The following is a 14,849-nucleotide window of genomic DNA, read 5'->3' on the forward strand; positions in this document are numbered from 1 at the left end:
AAGAAAAGGAGTAAGCCACTGGCTTGCTCCTTTTTTATATGGATCAATTTTCGAAAAATACATGTTTGGTTTGGAACGCTAGATCCTGTTCGCGGTAAGTCGAAGGATTGACCCCAAAATAGGACCGGAAAACCTTTCCGAAGTAGCTGGCATTATCAAATCCGGTTTCCGTCGCAATCTGGTTGATACTCAAATCTGTTGTTTTAAGCTTGGAAGCTGCCAACTCGATCCGCCGTCTTTTTAAATATTCAAAGGGTGAAAGATTGATGTTTTTTTGAAACAATCTGCAAAGATGATGTTTGGAAACACCAACATGAGCGGCAACATCGTCTAAGCTTAGATTATTATTATGCAGATCATCCTTCATGAATTGAATAGCGGCGTGAAGCTTGTCATTTTTTATATAAGTGGTTAACAAATTTGGTTTCTTGAGGTATTTCTCCATGGACAAGATCCACTGAAAGACTTTTCCCGTTAAAAGATGCAAATCTCTTTCTTCATGAACCTGAATGTCCTTGAATGTACTCCACAATAAATCTATCGAAACCGATTCTTGGGGGAGTTCTACAATTGGACCGCAATGAGCAGCGAGTTGGTTCCAAAGCGAAATCGCTAAAGGCCCCCGTAGATTGAGCCATAAAACTTCCCAAGGCTCGGTGCCTTCTTCCGGATAATAGTACCTGTGTATGCTGGGGACAGTCACTAGAAAAGCTTTGCCCTTCGTTAACCGATGAACAACCCCATCTATTTCAATTCTACCCTCTCCCGATAATGTGTACTGAAAAATAACACAACTTCTCTCCGTCCGGTTCTGGCCGTTGAAGGAGTAGGCAGGTGAATCGAGTTGTTCCCAACCGATAGAATCAAACAGAAGCATGGAAGCTTCTTCTTCCGAACGAAAGGTGTAGGAGGAACAGAACATTAGCAAAATTCCTTTCTAGAAAAAGCTTTTGAGTACAGATCAATAATTTACTACTGTTGTTTACTCTATCAAAGTGTAAACTTTTTTCGTTGTCTGTTCAATCTCTGTTGAATACGCAGGTCTGGATGCTCATTTTTTATAGCACATGGATGCACTCTAATGAACTGTGATCTCGTTCGGTCTGGATTAGATTATTCTCAGCTTTAAAAAAATCAGATCTGGTGTGGTGGGGGAAATTACCTCACCTTTTTTGTTGCTTAAAATTCCCGATTACGCATATAATACAAACAAGTGTTCTTATTTTTATGGAGGCGATCGCATGCAAATCAGCATCGGCCAAATAATTGAAATTATATATCAGGATAAGGCGAGAAATATCAGCCAGCGGAAAATAGAAATACACAGTATCCGTGACGGACGCATACGAGCTAGCTGTCTGACTACAGGAACGCCTCGCATGTTCTTGGCAGCAAATATTCTTTCATGGCAGCCCGTGCAGGAACAACGTCATGCCTAAGAATCGTGTCATTCTACTGTCGGATTGCCAGGCATTTTACGCCTCTGTGGAGAAAGCTGCCCACCCTGAATATCGAGATAAACCTGTTGCAGTGGGGGATCCAACAAGAATGAACGGTATTGTGTTGGCGGCCTGCCCGCTTGCAAAAGCGAAGGGGGTAACAACGGCTTCGCGTGTAGGTGAAGCTTTAGCAAAATGCCCAGAGCTAATCGTAATAAGGCCACGCATGGGGACTTACATTAAAGTATCACTCTTAATATCAGAGATTTACCGAACATATACCGATCTGGTAGAACCCTACAGTATCGATGAGCAGTTTCTGGATGTCACAGGATCTCTTGCGTATTTCGGAGGATCGCTGCAGGATATGATTCATAAAATTCAGCACCATGTTTTACTTTCGACGGGAGTCTGGACACGGGTAGGTATTGGATCTACTAAGGTTATGGCAAAGATGGCGACAGATAACTACGCCAAAAAGATGAAGGATGGGATATATGAACTTTCTTTTGACCAATTAGAGACGACCCTTTGGAAACTTCCCGTGCAGGATATGTTTATGGTAGCGGCTAGAATGACCAAGAATTTTTGGCGTATGGGTATATCCACAATTGGAGATATTGCGCGAATGGAACTGTCAGAATTTAAGCGACGAATGCGAACTACCATGGGTAAGCAAAGTGATATTCAAGCGGAATATTATTGGCAAACTGCGCGCGGGCTAGATCCTAGTCCAGTGGTCACAGGAATGCGTCATCAAATCAAATCAGTGGGACATGGCAAGGCTTTGCGCTGGAATTTATACACCAGGCATACGGATATTGAGGTTGTGCTGCTTGAGCTCGTCATTGAAGTATGCCAGCGAGCCCGGCGGTATGGTTATATGGGATCGGTAGTATCTATTTCAGTTTTAGAGACGGACGGAGAGCGTTCAAATGCTTACGAGCGTCAGATGACATTGCCCGAACCCACATCACTAACACACGAAGTAGCTGCTGCTGCGCAAAAATTATTTGCAGACAACTGGTCGGGCCTTCCCATAGGTCGATTAGCGATTTCCTTGACTAACCTATCAGATGATAGCGTCATCCAACTTACACTCTTTGATGACAGGGTTCGGGCTTACAACAAAGAACGTGCAATCGATCAAATAAAAGCTCGTTATGGCAGTAAAGCTCTAATCAGAGCTTCATCTATGCTTGAATCCGGTGTTGCCTTAGAAAGAGCTGAACAGATTGGAGGTCACTATAAATGAGTAAACTTGAGGGTAATGAACGCTGGAAAACGAAAATGATCATGACCGAGCATGTTGAGCAGTACGAGGAACAGCAGCGTGAGAACCCAGATAAAATGATAACTATGGAGGAACGTACGATGGTTCGAGACCTCATTTTGCTTCCTTATATAGATACTATGGTTAGCAAGAGCCTGAAAGAGATCGAGCCCTCCAGCAACATTCTTAAACGTGCCTATCTGATGGCTGGTCAAGCCATTCAACGCCGGATCATGCAGGATACTTATCGGCTGCAAAAAGAGCTGAAACAGCGGAATATCAGGGTGCTGGCAGATGAACAGGAGGAATTCTTGGTGTATTACAAAATCTTTTGCCGAGGATATCAAGAACGCTTTGGATTAACTCGAGATGTTATGCGTACAGAGATAAGCTTAAGGTTGACTAAATACACAGCTGAACTCGGAGCAATATTAAAAGATCATTTGAAATAAAACAAGGCTTTGTCAGTAATTATACTGGCGTGGTCTTGTTTTATGTGAACCAGAAATTAATCCCGGAGACCTTCTACTGATGGAATAATCGCCCAGGGATATGATAAGCTCATGTAGAGTTATCATATCCCTAAACAGAGGAGGGAAATCTATGAGCCGTTTGATCACAGGGAACACTTATTATGGATTTCAGGTTGTTAATGAGGAATTTATCCCGGAGAACGAATCCAACGTATTCACGCTGGAACATCTGAAGAGCGGCGCCAGGCTGCTGTTCGTGCAGAATCAGGATGACAACAAGGTATTTAGTGTAAGCTTCAGGACCCCGCCTGAAGATAGTACGGGGGTCTTTCATATTTTGGAGCATTCCGTATTATGTGGTTCAGAGAAATATCCGGTCAAGGAACCTTTTGTAGAATTACTGAAAGGCTCGATGCAGACGTTCCTGAACGCATTTACGTTTGGGGATAAGACGATGTATCCAGTAGCGAGCCGGAACGATCAGGACTTCTCTAATTTGGTGGAGGTTTATCTGGATAGTGTTTTTCAACCGAATATTTATAAGCAACAAGAAATTTTTGAGCAAGAGGGCTGGCACTACGAGCTTCAGCATCCCGAAGATGAGTTAATCTATAAAGGCGTGGTTTACAACGAGATGAAAGGTTCATATTCCTCGCCGACTACGGTATTGATGGATAGAATCAAAAAGTCATTGTATCCGGACACGATTTACCGTCATTCTTCAGGTGGAGATCCACAGGAAATTCCTGCGCTAACCTATGAGCAGTTTCTCAAGGCGCACAGCAACTATTATCATCCGTCTAACAGTTATTTTTATCTCTACGGAGACGTTAATATTGAAGAAAAGCTGCAATTTATAGACCAGGAATATCTTGGGTCTTATGAACGAAATAGCTTCGATACTTCCATTGCCCTACAACAGCCCATTGGAATGACGGAGCTGGTAGCGGATTATCCGATTCTGGAAGCAGAAGCAGCCACTGATAAGACTTATTTGAGTCTGAATTATGTGATTGGAACTTCTACTGATCGGGAACTGAACCTAGCTTTTGATATTTTAAAAAGCATGCTGATGGACAGCAACGCAGCTCCGCTCAAGCAAGCCTTGCTCGAAAGTGGACTTGGCAAAGACGCGTTTGCTTTTTATTCCGACAGTATGGTTCAACCGCTGCTAGGTATTACGCTGACGCATTCCAATGCCTCCTCCAAAGATGCCTTTGTGGAGCTGGTGAAGACTACATTAAAGCGTTTGGTCCAGGACGGACTAGATGAGAAGCTGGTGCTGGCAGCGGTCAACAGTAAGGAATTTGAGCTGCGGGAAGCGGACTTTAACCAGTATCCGAAGGGTCTTACTTACAATATCGAAGTGATGAAATCCTGGCTCTATGACGGTCAGCCGACTACTCACATGCGCTATGAAGAGGTGCTCACGGCCATTCGGGAAAAGCTTGCGGGCCGTTATTTTGAGAAGCTGATTGAGGACTATTTGCTGAACAGCGATCATTGCAGTGTGGTGGTACTGAACCCGTCCAAGACGATCGCAGCGGAAAAGGAAGCATTTACTCAGCATCAATTGAGTGAATACAAAGCGTCACTGCAACCAGATCAGTTGGAGCAGCTTGTTCAGAGTACACAGCATCTTCTGGCGCGGCAGAGTCGTGCGGATGCAGCCGAAGATTTACAGAAGCTACCGAGCTTGTCTTTACAGGATATTAACCGCTGCGTAGAACCTCAGGTGCCGACCCATGAACAAATCCATGAGGGCATAAAGGTGATCCACCATGAGGTAGCTACCCATAAGATTGCCTACTGCAAGCTTTATTGGGATACGGGGGTTATAGCTCCTGAACGAATTCCTTATTTGGTGCTATTGGCAGAGGTATTGGGCCAAATGGAGACTGCCTCTTACGCTATTAAAGAGCTCACCAGTGAAATCGGGATTAAAACCGGAGGCATATATTTCAGGAATGAGCTCTATGGCGCTGCAAAAGCTACGGGGGCGAGTTATCAGCCTAAATTCTCTGCGCTGGTGAAGGTGATGGCGGGGCATATTGGTGAATCACTGGACCTACTGCGAGAGATACTCTACACAAGTGCGCTCGACAATCTGACCAAGCTGCAGGAAATCGTCCGCCGGGAAGCCTCGCAGATGGAATCGATTCTGAATCAAAGAGGGAATGAGATTGCGGCCAGCCGTCTGATGTCCTATTTCTCGGACATGGGAGCGTATCAGGAACAACAGGGCGGCGTTACTTATTATCGCTTTATCCGCGAGCTTGCCGAGACGTTCGATCAGCAGGGAGCTCAGGTGGCAGACACATTGAAGGGCATCTGTGGGGATTTGTTCAATAAAAACAATTTGGTCATCAGCGTGACTGGTACGCCTGATTTGTATGAAGAATTCATAGCTAATGCAGCGAAGCTGGGTATCCAGGATCGGCCAGTAGTAAATAAGCCTAAGATTACGGCACAGGGACATGCGGACAATGAAGGATTCATGTCTTCCAGCCAGGTGCAATATGTGGTTAAGGGATACGACTTCACTAAGCTAGGATTCACATATTCAGGCAAAATGCAGGTGCTCAAGAAAATCATGAGCCTTACCTATCTGTGGAATGCCGTACGTGTGAAGGGCGGTGCGTATGGCGGGAACCTGGTTCTGCGCAGAGATGGGACAATGATGTTCACCTCCTACCGTGATCCGAATTTGCAGGAGACGCTGGAGGTTTATGATCAGGCTTATCGATTTGTTGAGGGGTATGAAGCAGATCCCGATGAGATGACCAAAGCGATCATTGGTACCTTATCTATGCTGGATCAGCCTCTTAGTCCCAGCGCACAGGGACGGCGGGCGGACCGACATTATTTTGAACAGGTGACAGAGGCCGAACTGCAGCGAGAGCGGGATGAAATCTTGTCGACAACACCAGAAGATATCAGACAGTACACCGATTTACTTAAGGCTGTGACGGAACAAAATTATTTCACGGTGGTCGGCAATGCTTCAAAGCTGAAATCGACAAAAGGATTATTCGGAAGTTTAGAGGAACTTGTGAAGTAACAAGAAAACAGGATTCTGAAGAAGGACATCCATGCATTACGCTTTCCGTTCATTGAACGGGAGGCGTTTTTGTTTTGGAAAAGTTGGAATCCGTCTTTGAACAACCTGCACCGTTGACGTCCCCGTAAAGGGCGTTTATAGTACAATGAGGTTTAAACAGAATTTTTGACCCTTGAATTTATTCAAAGGTTGGAGGAGCCAGATCATGAAAAGACCCAGCTCACTGAGAAGTAAAATTAATGTTTATTTTATTACGATGCTAGTCGTTATTTTGGGTATTTTTAGTTTAGCCATCACCCAATATTTTAAAGAAACTTTTCGTGAGAATGCGGTTAGTAATGGAGAACAACTCGTCGGGCAATCCATATCGACTATGGATACATACTTCAGCCATCTCAAGAAGATCATCCAAGTCTTAGGTAGTAATGAAAATATCTTAAAGGCTGTCCAGTATCGCAACTCCGTGGACGAGATCGACTACAAATATGAGCTAGCTAACAAGTGGACTGTTGAATATGCGATGCAAAATGCAATCGGTTACAATTATGATATTAAAGACATTATAATTATCGGCAAAGAAGGCACCGCTTTATATCATTCTGGAGGCTCTATCAAAAGTGATTATAACTTTTGGGAGCAAGATTGGTTTCCTTCAAAGCAGGATGACTATGCCATCGTAAAATTCACAGGCTTACACGAACAAGATTATTATTTTAATAAAACAGATGAGCAAACGATCTCCATGTTCATCCCAGTTAAAGACTACCGAAATGTACATAAAGACTATAACGCGACATTAGTGTTCAACTTTTATGTGGACAAGATGTTTTACTCTGGAGATTTATCTTTTTCACATGCGATCATGATCGTTGACTCCCAAGGAAATACCGTCTGGAACACCTCGAATAACTTGAATGGAGAGCAGATGTTGCAAATGAAGCAGCAGCTTATCGGTGATAAAGGTAGCTTTATTGTCGATCAGACGGACTCAGATACATCTCCATATTCAGTGGTGTATGATACTTCGCAGATCACTGGCTGGAAAAATATTGGTCTCAAATCGCTGGATGAAGTAGATCGTCACATTCATGTATTGATCATGTTCTCTTTCTACTCCGTACTAGCTACCATCGCTGCCGTACTAATATCATCCATGATCATTTCAAAAAGTATTACGAAACCGATTACAAAGTTAGCTCAGAAATTCAAAAGGATTCCATTGGAAAGCTTAGAAGTAGATTTATACGATGACAGTACTAAGGAAATTCTTATTTTATCTGCCACAGCAGACAAAATGATTAACAAAATTAAAGATCTAAATCACGAGGTTTTGTTTGAACAGGCTAGTGCGAAAGATGCCCAAGTACGGGCACTCCAGCATCAAATCAATCCGCACTTTTTAAATAATACATTGCAAATTATTAAAGCATTAGCATTAAGTAATGATTCACAAGCTATATCTGAAATTTCAACGATTCTAGGTAAAATGTTGACTTACTCCATATACCAGCCTTATGAAATGGTAGAACTGATGAAAGAAATTCATCACGCAGAGAACTTTCTTAAGATTCAAATGTACAGGTATCCCAATATGTTTGATTACGAGGTAGTTTTTCCAGAAGATTTATCAAGCGTGAAAGTTCCTAAGTTGATCCTACAGCCCATTGTAGAAAATGCAATTCAACATGGGATATTAAAGAAGGGTCACGGTTATTTAGTAATCTCAATTCAAGAAGAAGATGAGCATATCCTTATTTCTGTAATCGATAATGGCGGGTGTATGTCAACGGAGGAACAAGAGCAGATAGAAAATGAACTTAAAAACAATCAGGTAGGAAGCAAATCAAGTAGTATCGGTCTTGCGAATATTCATGAGAGGGTTAAGATCTCATACGGTGGAAATTGCGGCATCCGTATAAACTCGGAATATGGTAAACAGACCACAATATCTATTGTTATTCAGAAATAACAATACTACCGGATAAAGAAGGGGAGACAGCTATGATCAGCGCATTAATTGTAGATGATGAGCTTTTGACGGTGCGTATGTTGGAGAATACAATTGACTGGAAGTTTTATGGTATTCAAGTTATTGCAACTGCGCAATCTGGGGAACAAGCTTTAGCTCTGTATCGTAATTACCAAGCCGAGTTGATCATTACCGATATTAACATGCCCGGTATGAATGGGATTGAGTTCATTAAACAAGTCAGAGAAATAAACAAAGAGACTAGGATTATTCTGCTAAGTGGGTTTGGAGAGTTTCAGTATGCGAAGCAAGCATTGAAATATGGAGCGTCTGCCTATATTTTAAAACCATTTGATGAGCTGGAATTAGATATGGCTTTAAAGGAAGTTGTAAATGAAATTTCTTCTAACAAAAAAACACAGAAGATGATTCAGCAAAATAAGCATATTTCTCAAAGCAGAATGATAAAAGGATTTATGAAAAAAACGGTCGCAGAGAGATCTCTTCAAGGGATGTCCAGTGAGCTTAATTTTAGTTTTGATAATTATGTCTTGTTCAGTATGAATATAGAGAATGAAACGATTAATGAATTTATGGACATCAGTAACATACTTCTTTCTAAGAGCAGTTATATTCAGGAGATTTTATCAAGTGTTTTAAGCGAATATGGTGAACTCATAATTTTGGAATATGAAGAGGACGGGTGGTATATTCTAATTTCTCAAATTCACTTAGACCAGGCCCCGCAATGTGCACAAGAAATGATACATTCATTCATGGAAACGTTCGCAATAAAGTCTAACGTATGTTTTAGCAGTTGTTATCATGCACTTAAAGAACTCCCGCTAGCTTACGATGAAGTAGAGAAATTGAAACGCCTAAGTCAATATACAAATAACTGTACAGTTCTGGGTCACGGATACAATTATAAGGCTACCGCGTTCGATAAATTACAGATGATTGAAGACGAGAAGACGATTGTGTCTTACATTCTGAGTGGCAAAATTGTCCCAGCTCGTGAAAAGTTGGTTGAAATCTTACAACATACTATTCATATCAATCCTTCTTCTCTGGATGATGTGTATGATTTTTGCTTTAACATCCTTACTGAAATTAGGAAATATCTTTTAGAGGGGAAATATATTTCTTCGATCTCTAATGTAATCATGAACGTGAACTATCAAGACTTACTCAAGCTATCGACCATCGATCAACTTACAAACTTTATGACGAAAATGATCAATAGCATTACTACCCTTGAAAATAAAGGGAATTCCAGTGTCAATCAGTCTGTGGAGAAGTGTATTCAATATCTGGAAGAGCATTATAGCGAGAATATTTCTTTGGAAGAAGTATGTGAACATGTAGCGATGAGCAAAAACTATTTTTGCTATTTATTCAAACGTGAAACGGGAAAGAGTATGTGGGTCTCATTGACTGAGATAAGAATGGATAAGGCTAGGTATATGTTAGAGCATACCGATATGAAAAGTTACGAGATTTCTTATAATATCGGCTATGATAATCCAAGTTACTTTTCTAAACTCTTCAAAAAGATGCACGGTATGACACCTAATGAATACAAGAATAAACACATAACAAAGTGATATAAAACGATAATATATTTCGTGTTGGAGTTGTTAGCTCGATGATACAATGACGAGATCATAGAACTCTGAGGGAGTGATCTTGTTGAATATTACATTTGAATTGTTAGAGAGCGAGCATTGGTATGGCGGGTATTCACATCATGGGTGGGCCCAGCCTTTTGGAGGGAACTCTGAAATAGAATTGGATCTGACCATCAATAACACCGTAAACCAAGCGATGCCATTTTTCGTTTCGACGAAGGGAAGATATATTTGGTGTGCAGACGGGTTCCATATTCAATTTAAAAAAGACAGCATATCGATCGATTATTTTAAGAGTGAGCCCATATTGAATGCACAGTTTAATACTCTTAAAGAGGCATATAACGATGCATGCGCCAAGCACTTTCCTGTCCAAAAGGGATCTATTGGGATGAATCTATTTACAGCGCCACAGTATAACACTTGGATTGAACTGACCTTTAATCAAAATCAGATGGATGTAATGAAATATGCAGCCGATATCACAGGACATGGTTTACCAAGCGGTGTTCTGATGATTGATGACGGTTGGAGTGATTATTATGGGAAGTGGTCATTTAACAAAGAGAAATTCCCTGACGCCAAACAAATGATCGAGGACCTACATCAACAAGGTTTTAAGGTAATGTTATGGATATGCCCTTTTATAACGCCAGATACGACGGAATTCAGGTTTCTAAGAGATCGCCACATGCTTATTCAAACGAACGATAAGGAACCTTTTATCACCAAATGGTGGAATGGGTATTCGGCGATATTAGATATGTCTAATCCAGATACGACCGAATGGCTAGATCAGCAGCTCGGTGTGCTAATGGAAGAATTTGGGGTGGACGGATTCAAATTTGATGCTGGTGATAGTGTGTATTATTGTGATGACATGATTACCAATAGACCGACGGATCAGAATACGCAATCTCGTTTATGGGCGGAGTATGGAAGTAAATACGAATATAATGAGTTTCGGGTGACGTGGAAAGCGGCAGGCTTACCTCTTATGCAGAGACTAGCCGATAAAAATCATAGCTGGGACGAGCATGGAATACAATCGCTGATTCCTAACACACTTGTACAGGGAATAACAGGTCATCCGTTTGTATGTACCGATATGATTGGCGGGGGGGAATATTTGAACTTCCATCAGAACCGTCAGCACTTGGATGAGGAATTGTTTGTTCGCCATGCAGAGATTGCTTGTCTGCTTCCCACGATGCAATTTTCTGCTGCTCCATGGAGAGTACTCAGTCCGGAGAACTTTGATCTTATTAAGAAAAGTGTTCAGCTTCGAAATGAATATCTCCCGCTGATCCTTCAACTGGTGGAGAATGCCCGTCTTACAGGTGAACCGATCGCCAGATTCATGGATTACGTCTTTCCTAATCAAGGTTTGGAGAACATCAATGATCAATTTATGTTGGGCAATCAAGTATTAGTCGCACCTGTACTTCTAAAAGATGCTACCGATCGATGGGTAAGGTTGCCTAAGGGAAGCTGGAAAGATCGATACGGTCATGTATTGGAAGGTGGAGCCACTGCTGTTTTGTCCCCAATAGAGGGTGAACCCATCGTATTGGAACTTCAATCATAAGCTACTGATTCCTAACGCCTACGACATTGCCAGTGATTTTATGCCGGCATTGTGTGGGCGTTTTTATATGAAAATGACGATCGGAATATAGTGTTAGAATATATTTGCATTTGTTTGCTCCATCGTAATCTGCGTTAACATTCGGCCTCCATGCTCGCTTAAAACCATAATAATGTATTAAAAGATCATGAATATTATTGATTTATTACCCTTTTAGGAAGCGCTATCATTGAGAGGTAAAGAAGAGATCATAATACTAATTTCGGAGGGGTACACATGAAAAAAGCATTAGCGTTGCTGCTTACTGCTATATTAGTCATTTCGGTAGTTTCCGGTTGTGCGAAGTCGGAATCGAAACCAAATGCTAATTCTGACAAAAAATCTGCCGCAAATACTGAAGTCAAGAAGGTTAAAGTTCGCCTCATGGCTTACAACCAGGAGAGTATTCGAAAATCGTACCTGGAATTCTTAAAAAAGGAGCTTCCGAATATTGAAGTGGAGTTTCAATTTGTTGCCTTAGATCAGTTTAACAGTGTCTTAAACACACAGCTTGCCTCCAAGGAAGGACCGGATCTGATTGAGACCGGCGGAGAAACAACTCTCTTAGCTTCAGCAGGATATCTGTTAGATCTTACAGATCAAGACTTTATCAGTAATTATATAGAAACAGGATTCCAAGCTTATACACTCAAAGATAAGATTTATGCTGCGCCGCTACAGTCCTGGTTCGAAGGTATTTACTATAACAAAGCTATCTTTAAAGAAAATGGATTGACTCCACCTCAAACGTTTGACGAGTGGATGCAAATTCATAAATCCTTGAAGGATAAAGGAATTAAACCGCAGTCTATGGGGGCGTCCTCTTGGGAACCTATGATGAAGCAATCCATGGGCATGGTGCTGAATGAGTTTTATTCCAAGTCAGAAAACAAAGGCTTCGATGACAAGTTTAATGCTGGTGAAGTGTTGCTTGCGGACAACTGGAGTAAAGCACTTAAAGATTGGAGCAAAACTATAGAGTTGGGATATTTAGATTCGAACATGTTGGGTATGGATTATGATCAGGCGCTGGATGAGTTCGCAACAGGTAAGTCAGCGATGTGGCAATCAGGCCCTTGGGCATTAGAAACGATCAAACAGAAGAGTCCCAATCTTGAACTAGGCATGTTCCCGTTCCCAGGTGTTGAAAAAGGACCGGGCTGGATGATCGGTGGACCGGGCAGTGCTTTAGCGATTAACAAAGATTCGAAAAATGTGGAAGCAGCATTAGAAGTTCTAAGAGTTACAGCAACGCCTGAGGCTCAAAAAGCTCTGATCGCAGATAATGTAGGCAGTTCTTTCGTGAAGGGTGTAGAGGTGGATTTAGGTGAAGAATTTGCAGACGCTGCTGCAGCCTTTGAAGCCGGGAATGTATATGGTCCGTGGCTGTATTGGTTGGGCGGAAACCCAATTGTTGAAAGCTACGGTAAGGCACTTCAGGAAGTACTTGCAGGCTCAAAGACAACAGATCAAGCGCTGAAAGATGCCGATCAAACGGCAAAAACAATCAGAGATTCCATGTAGATTTAACAGACTAGATATGTTGGAAGAAAGGGGCTATCATAGCCCCTTCTGCTTAGGGGAGGAACACATATGAAGGTGATATTCACGAAAACCCTGCGGAATCACTACGTGTATTTATTGATGATTGCCCCAGCACTCATTGGGTTTAGCATTTTATTTATTTTGCCGACACTGATGAACTTTGGATACAGTTTGACGAATTGGTCTGTGTATAAACCTAATTACAGCTTTATCGGAATTAAGAATTTTGTAGAGCTATTTCATGATGTGCAGACAACGGCCGCGGTTAAGAATGCATTTGTTTATGCGATAGTTATGACCCTTTTACAGAATATTTTAGCCATTCCTTTGGCGATTGCCCTATCTCTAAAGCTCAAATCAGCCAATTTATTAAAAACAGTATTTTTTGCTCCAGCTATTCTGAGTATTTTAATCGTAGGTTATCTATGGTCATTTATCATGACCTCAGCAGATCATGGTTTGTTGAATCAACTGGTTCACTTGTTCGGGTTTCAGCCCGTTAATTGGCTTGGTAACCCCAAACTCGCCCTATTTTCCGTCTTGTTCACGCAATTATGGCAATGGACAGGATGGGCTATGGTAATCTATCTAGCAAACATTCAAAGTATAGATGAGTCTTTGTATGAGGCAGCGAAGATCGATGGTGCTAATGCATGGCATAGATTCTTTAAGGTTACGCTTCCTTTGCTTTACCCATCAGTCTCTTTTAACGTTATGATGAGTATGATCGGTGGTTTAAAGGTATTTGATATTATCTTTTCCATGACTTCAGGTGGACCTGGATATTCTACAGAAACGATTACTACCATGTTGATTCGCAGAGGATTTACAGAGGGAAGAACCGCATATGCGGCTGCCTTTGGCGTGATTTTCTTTTTACTTGTATTAATAGTTTCCAAGGTTATTACCTGGAGCTTTAATAAATGGGAGGAGAAAATATCATGAACAAACGTAGCCTGATCATACTAGAAATTGTTTTACTCATTCTTGCCGTTATCATGCTGATCCCGATTTATTATCTGCTTGTTACGACATTTAAGACACCTGCAGAGGCAGCGCTCAGCCCAATGGGACTACCTCAGAGCTTCATGCTGGACAATTATATTAAAGCCTTTATCGCAATGAATTACCCTCGAGCGCTTCTGAACAACGTTATTATTAATGTGTCTTCCGTGTCATTATTGGTAGCATTCTCATCCATGGCCGCTTATGTAATTGCACGAAGACCAGAAAAAATGTATAAACGAATTTATGGGATATTCATGATTGGGCTGATGGTTCCCTTTCAGATTTCATTGATTCCGTTATACAAAGTTGTATCTGGATTAGGCGTAATGAACTCATTAGTGGGTGTTATATTAGTGAGTGTCTTTTGTATTAATATGTCGTTCTCTATATTTTTGTTTAAGGGCTTTATTAATACGATTCCCTATGAGTTAGAAGAGGCGGCGGCTATTGATGGATGTAATAAGCTCCGCGTTTATTGGGTAATTGTATTTCCATTGCTCAAGCCTATCATCGCAACCGTATGTATCTTAAATGCGCTGGCGGTCTGGAACGACTTCATGACTCCACTTTTGTTCCTACAGAGCCCTTCCAAAGCAGTGATTTTACTAGAGGTTTATAAAAATGTTGGGCCGTTCTCTACAGATTGGACCGCATTTTTCCCTATGATGGTATTGGGCGTATTGCCAATGATTATATTCTACTTATTTATGCAGAGATTTATTATTAACGGGGTTGTTGCAGGATCAGTAAAAGGATAAGAATAACGAATAAGAGCGAAGGTCTTTTGTAGACTTTCGCTCTTATTTTCTTTAGAGATTTTATT

The 14,849-nt window shown here is 41.4% G+C and carries 11 protein-coding genes; 10 read left to right on the forward strand and 1 reads right to left on the reverse strand.

The annotated features are described in order from the left end of the window. Nucleotides 1-43 precede the first annotated feature (43 nt). Nucleotides 44-922 carry a helix-turn-helix transcriptional regulator gene (locus MKY52_RS16900; RefSeq protein ID WP_341052406.1) on the reverse strand — a complete coding sequence of 293 codons (879 nt, stop codon included), beginning with the start codon at nt 920-922 and terminating at the stop codon, nt 44-46. Nucleotides 923-1,241: 319 nt separating this feature from the next. Here MKY52_RS16900 and MKY52_RS16905 point away from each other — a divergent pair, with 319 nt between their 5' ends. From MKY52_RS16905 to MKY52_RS16950, 10 genes are all read left to right on the forward strand, one after another. Continuing rightward, nucleotides 1,242-1,439, forward strand: a complete 198-nt coding sequence (locus MKY52_RS16905) for a hypothetical protein (protein ID WP_042190727.1) — start codon at nt 1,242-1,244, stop codon at nt 1,437-1,439. Continuing rightward, complete coding sequence (locus tag MKY52_RS16910; protein ID WP_149646672.1) at nt 1,432-2,694, forward strand: DNA polymerase IV; 1,263 nt, start codon at nt 1,432-1,434, stop codon at nt 2,692-2,694. The genes MKY52_RS16905 and MKY52_RS16910 overlap by 8 nt, the downstream gene beginning before the upstream one ends. Next, on the forward strand, nt 2,691-3,164 hold the full coding sequence (locus MKY52_RS16915; protein WP_042190722.1) for a hypothetical protein: 474 nt from the start codon (nt 2,691-2,693) through the stop codon (nt 3,162-3,164). The genes MKY52_RS16910 and MKY52_RS16915 overlap by 4 nt, the downstream gene beginning before the upstream one ends. Nucleotides 3,165-3,315: 151 nt before the next feature. Beyond that, on the forward strand, nt 3,316-6,246 hold the full coding sequence (locus tag MKY52_RS16920) for an insulinase family protein (protein WP_341052408.1): 2,931 nt from the start codon (nt 3,316-3,318) through the stop codon (nt 6,244-6,246). Nucleotides 6,247-6,451: 205 nt separating this feature from the next. Then, nucleotides 6,452-8,215: a sensor histidine kinase gene (locus MKY52_RS16925; RefSeq protein ID WP_341052410.1), complete on the forward strand. Its 1,764-nt coding sequence runs from the start codon at nt 6,452-6,454 to the stop codon at nt 8,213-8,215. Between the two features lie 32 nt (nt 8,216-8,247). Then, the gene (locus MKY52_RS16930) at nt 8,248-9,822 is read left to right on the forward strand and encodes a response regulator transcription factor (RefSeq protein ID WP_341052412.1); all 1,575 of its coding nucleotides are present in this window, start codon (nt 8,248-8,250) and stop codon (nt 9,820-9,822) included. Nucleotides 9,823-9,907: 85 nt separating this feature from the next. Beyond that, on the forward strand, nt 9,908-11,434 hold the full coding sequence (locus MKY52_RS16935; protein WP_341052414.1) for a glycoside hydrolase family 31 protein: 1,527 nt from the start codon (nt 9,908-9,910) through the stop codon (nt 11,432-11,434). Between the two features lie 276 nt (nt 11,435-11,710). Next, nucleotides 11,711-12,997, forward strand: coding sequence for an ABC transporter substrate-binding protein (locus MKY52_RS16940; RefSeq protein ID WP_341052416.1), 1,287 nt, complete (start codon nt 11,711-11,713; stop codon nt 12,995-12,997). A 69-nt stretch (nt 12,998-13,066) separates the two neighbouring features. Beyond that, nucleotides 13,067-13,963 carry a carbohydrate ABC transporter permease gene (locus MKY52_RS16945; protein WP_341052417.1) on the forward strand — a complete coding sequence of 299 codons (897 nt, stop codon included), beginning with the start codon at nt 13,067-13,069 and terminating at the stop codon, nt 13,961-13,963. Continuing rightward, nucleotides 13,960-14,784, forward strand: coding sequence for a carbohydrate ABC transporter permease (locus tag MKY52_RS16950; protein ID WP_341052420.1), 825 nt, complete (start codon nt 13,960-13,962; stop codon nt 14,782-14,784). Before MKY52_RS16945 ends, MKY52_RS16950 begins: the two co-directional genes overlap by 4 nt. Nucleotides 14,785-14,849: the final 65 nt, after the last annotated feature.

Origin of the sequence: Paenibacillus sp. FSL P4-0184, assembly GCF_038004625.1 — a bacterium.
Classification (GTDB): domain Bacteria; phylum Bacillota; class Bacilli; order Paenibacillales; family Paenibacillaceae; genus Paenibacillus_AQ.

Bases quoted from the DNA above. Each gene is read 5' to 3' on its own strand.
- MKY52_RS16925 (WP_341052410.1), top strand. From the start codon at position 6,452: ATGAAAAGACCCAGCTCACTGAGAAGTAAAATTAATGTTTATTTTATT.
- MKY52_RS16910 (WP_149646672.1), top strand. From the start codon at position 1,432: ATGCCTAAGAATCGTGTCATTCTACTGTCGGATTGCCAGGCATTTTAC.
- MKY52_RS16940 (WP_341052416.1), top strand. From the start codon at position 11,711: ATGAAAAAAGCATTAGCGTTGCTGCTTACTGCTATATTAGTCATTTCG.
- MKY52_RS16930 (WP_341052412.1), top strand. From the start codon at position 8,248: ATGATCAGCGCATTAATTGTAGATGATGAGCTTTTGACGGTGCGTATG.
- MKY52_RS16950 (WP_341052420.1), top strand. From the start codon at position 13,960: ATGAACAAACGTAGCCTGATCATACTAGAAATTGTTTTACTCATTCTT.
- MKY52_RS16915 (WP_042190722.1), top strand. From the start codon at position 2,691: ATGAGTAAACTTGAGGGTAATGAACGCTGGAAAACGAAAATGATCATG.
- MKY52_RS16905 (WP_042190727.1), top strand. From the start codon at position 1,242: ATGCAAATCAGCATCGGCCAAATAATTGAAATTATATATCAGGATAAG.
- MKY52_RS16920 (WP_341052408.1), top strand. From the start codon at position 3,316: ATGAGCCGTTTGATCACAGGGAACACTTATTATGGATTTCAGGTTGTT.
- MKY52_RS16900 (WP_341052406.1), bottom strand. From the start codon at position 922: ATGTTCTGTTCCTCCTACACCTTTCGTTCGGAAGAAGAAGCTTCCATG.
- MKY52_RS16945 (WP_341052417.1), top strand. From the start codon at position 13,067: ATGAAGGTGATATTCACGAAAACCCTGCGGAATCACTACGTGTATTTA.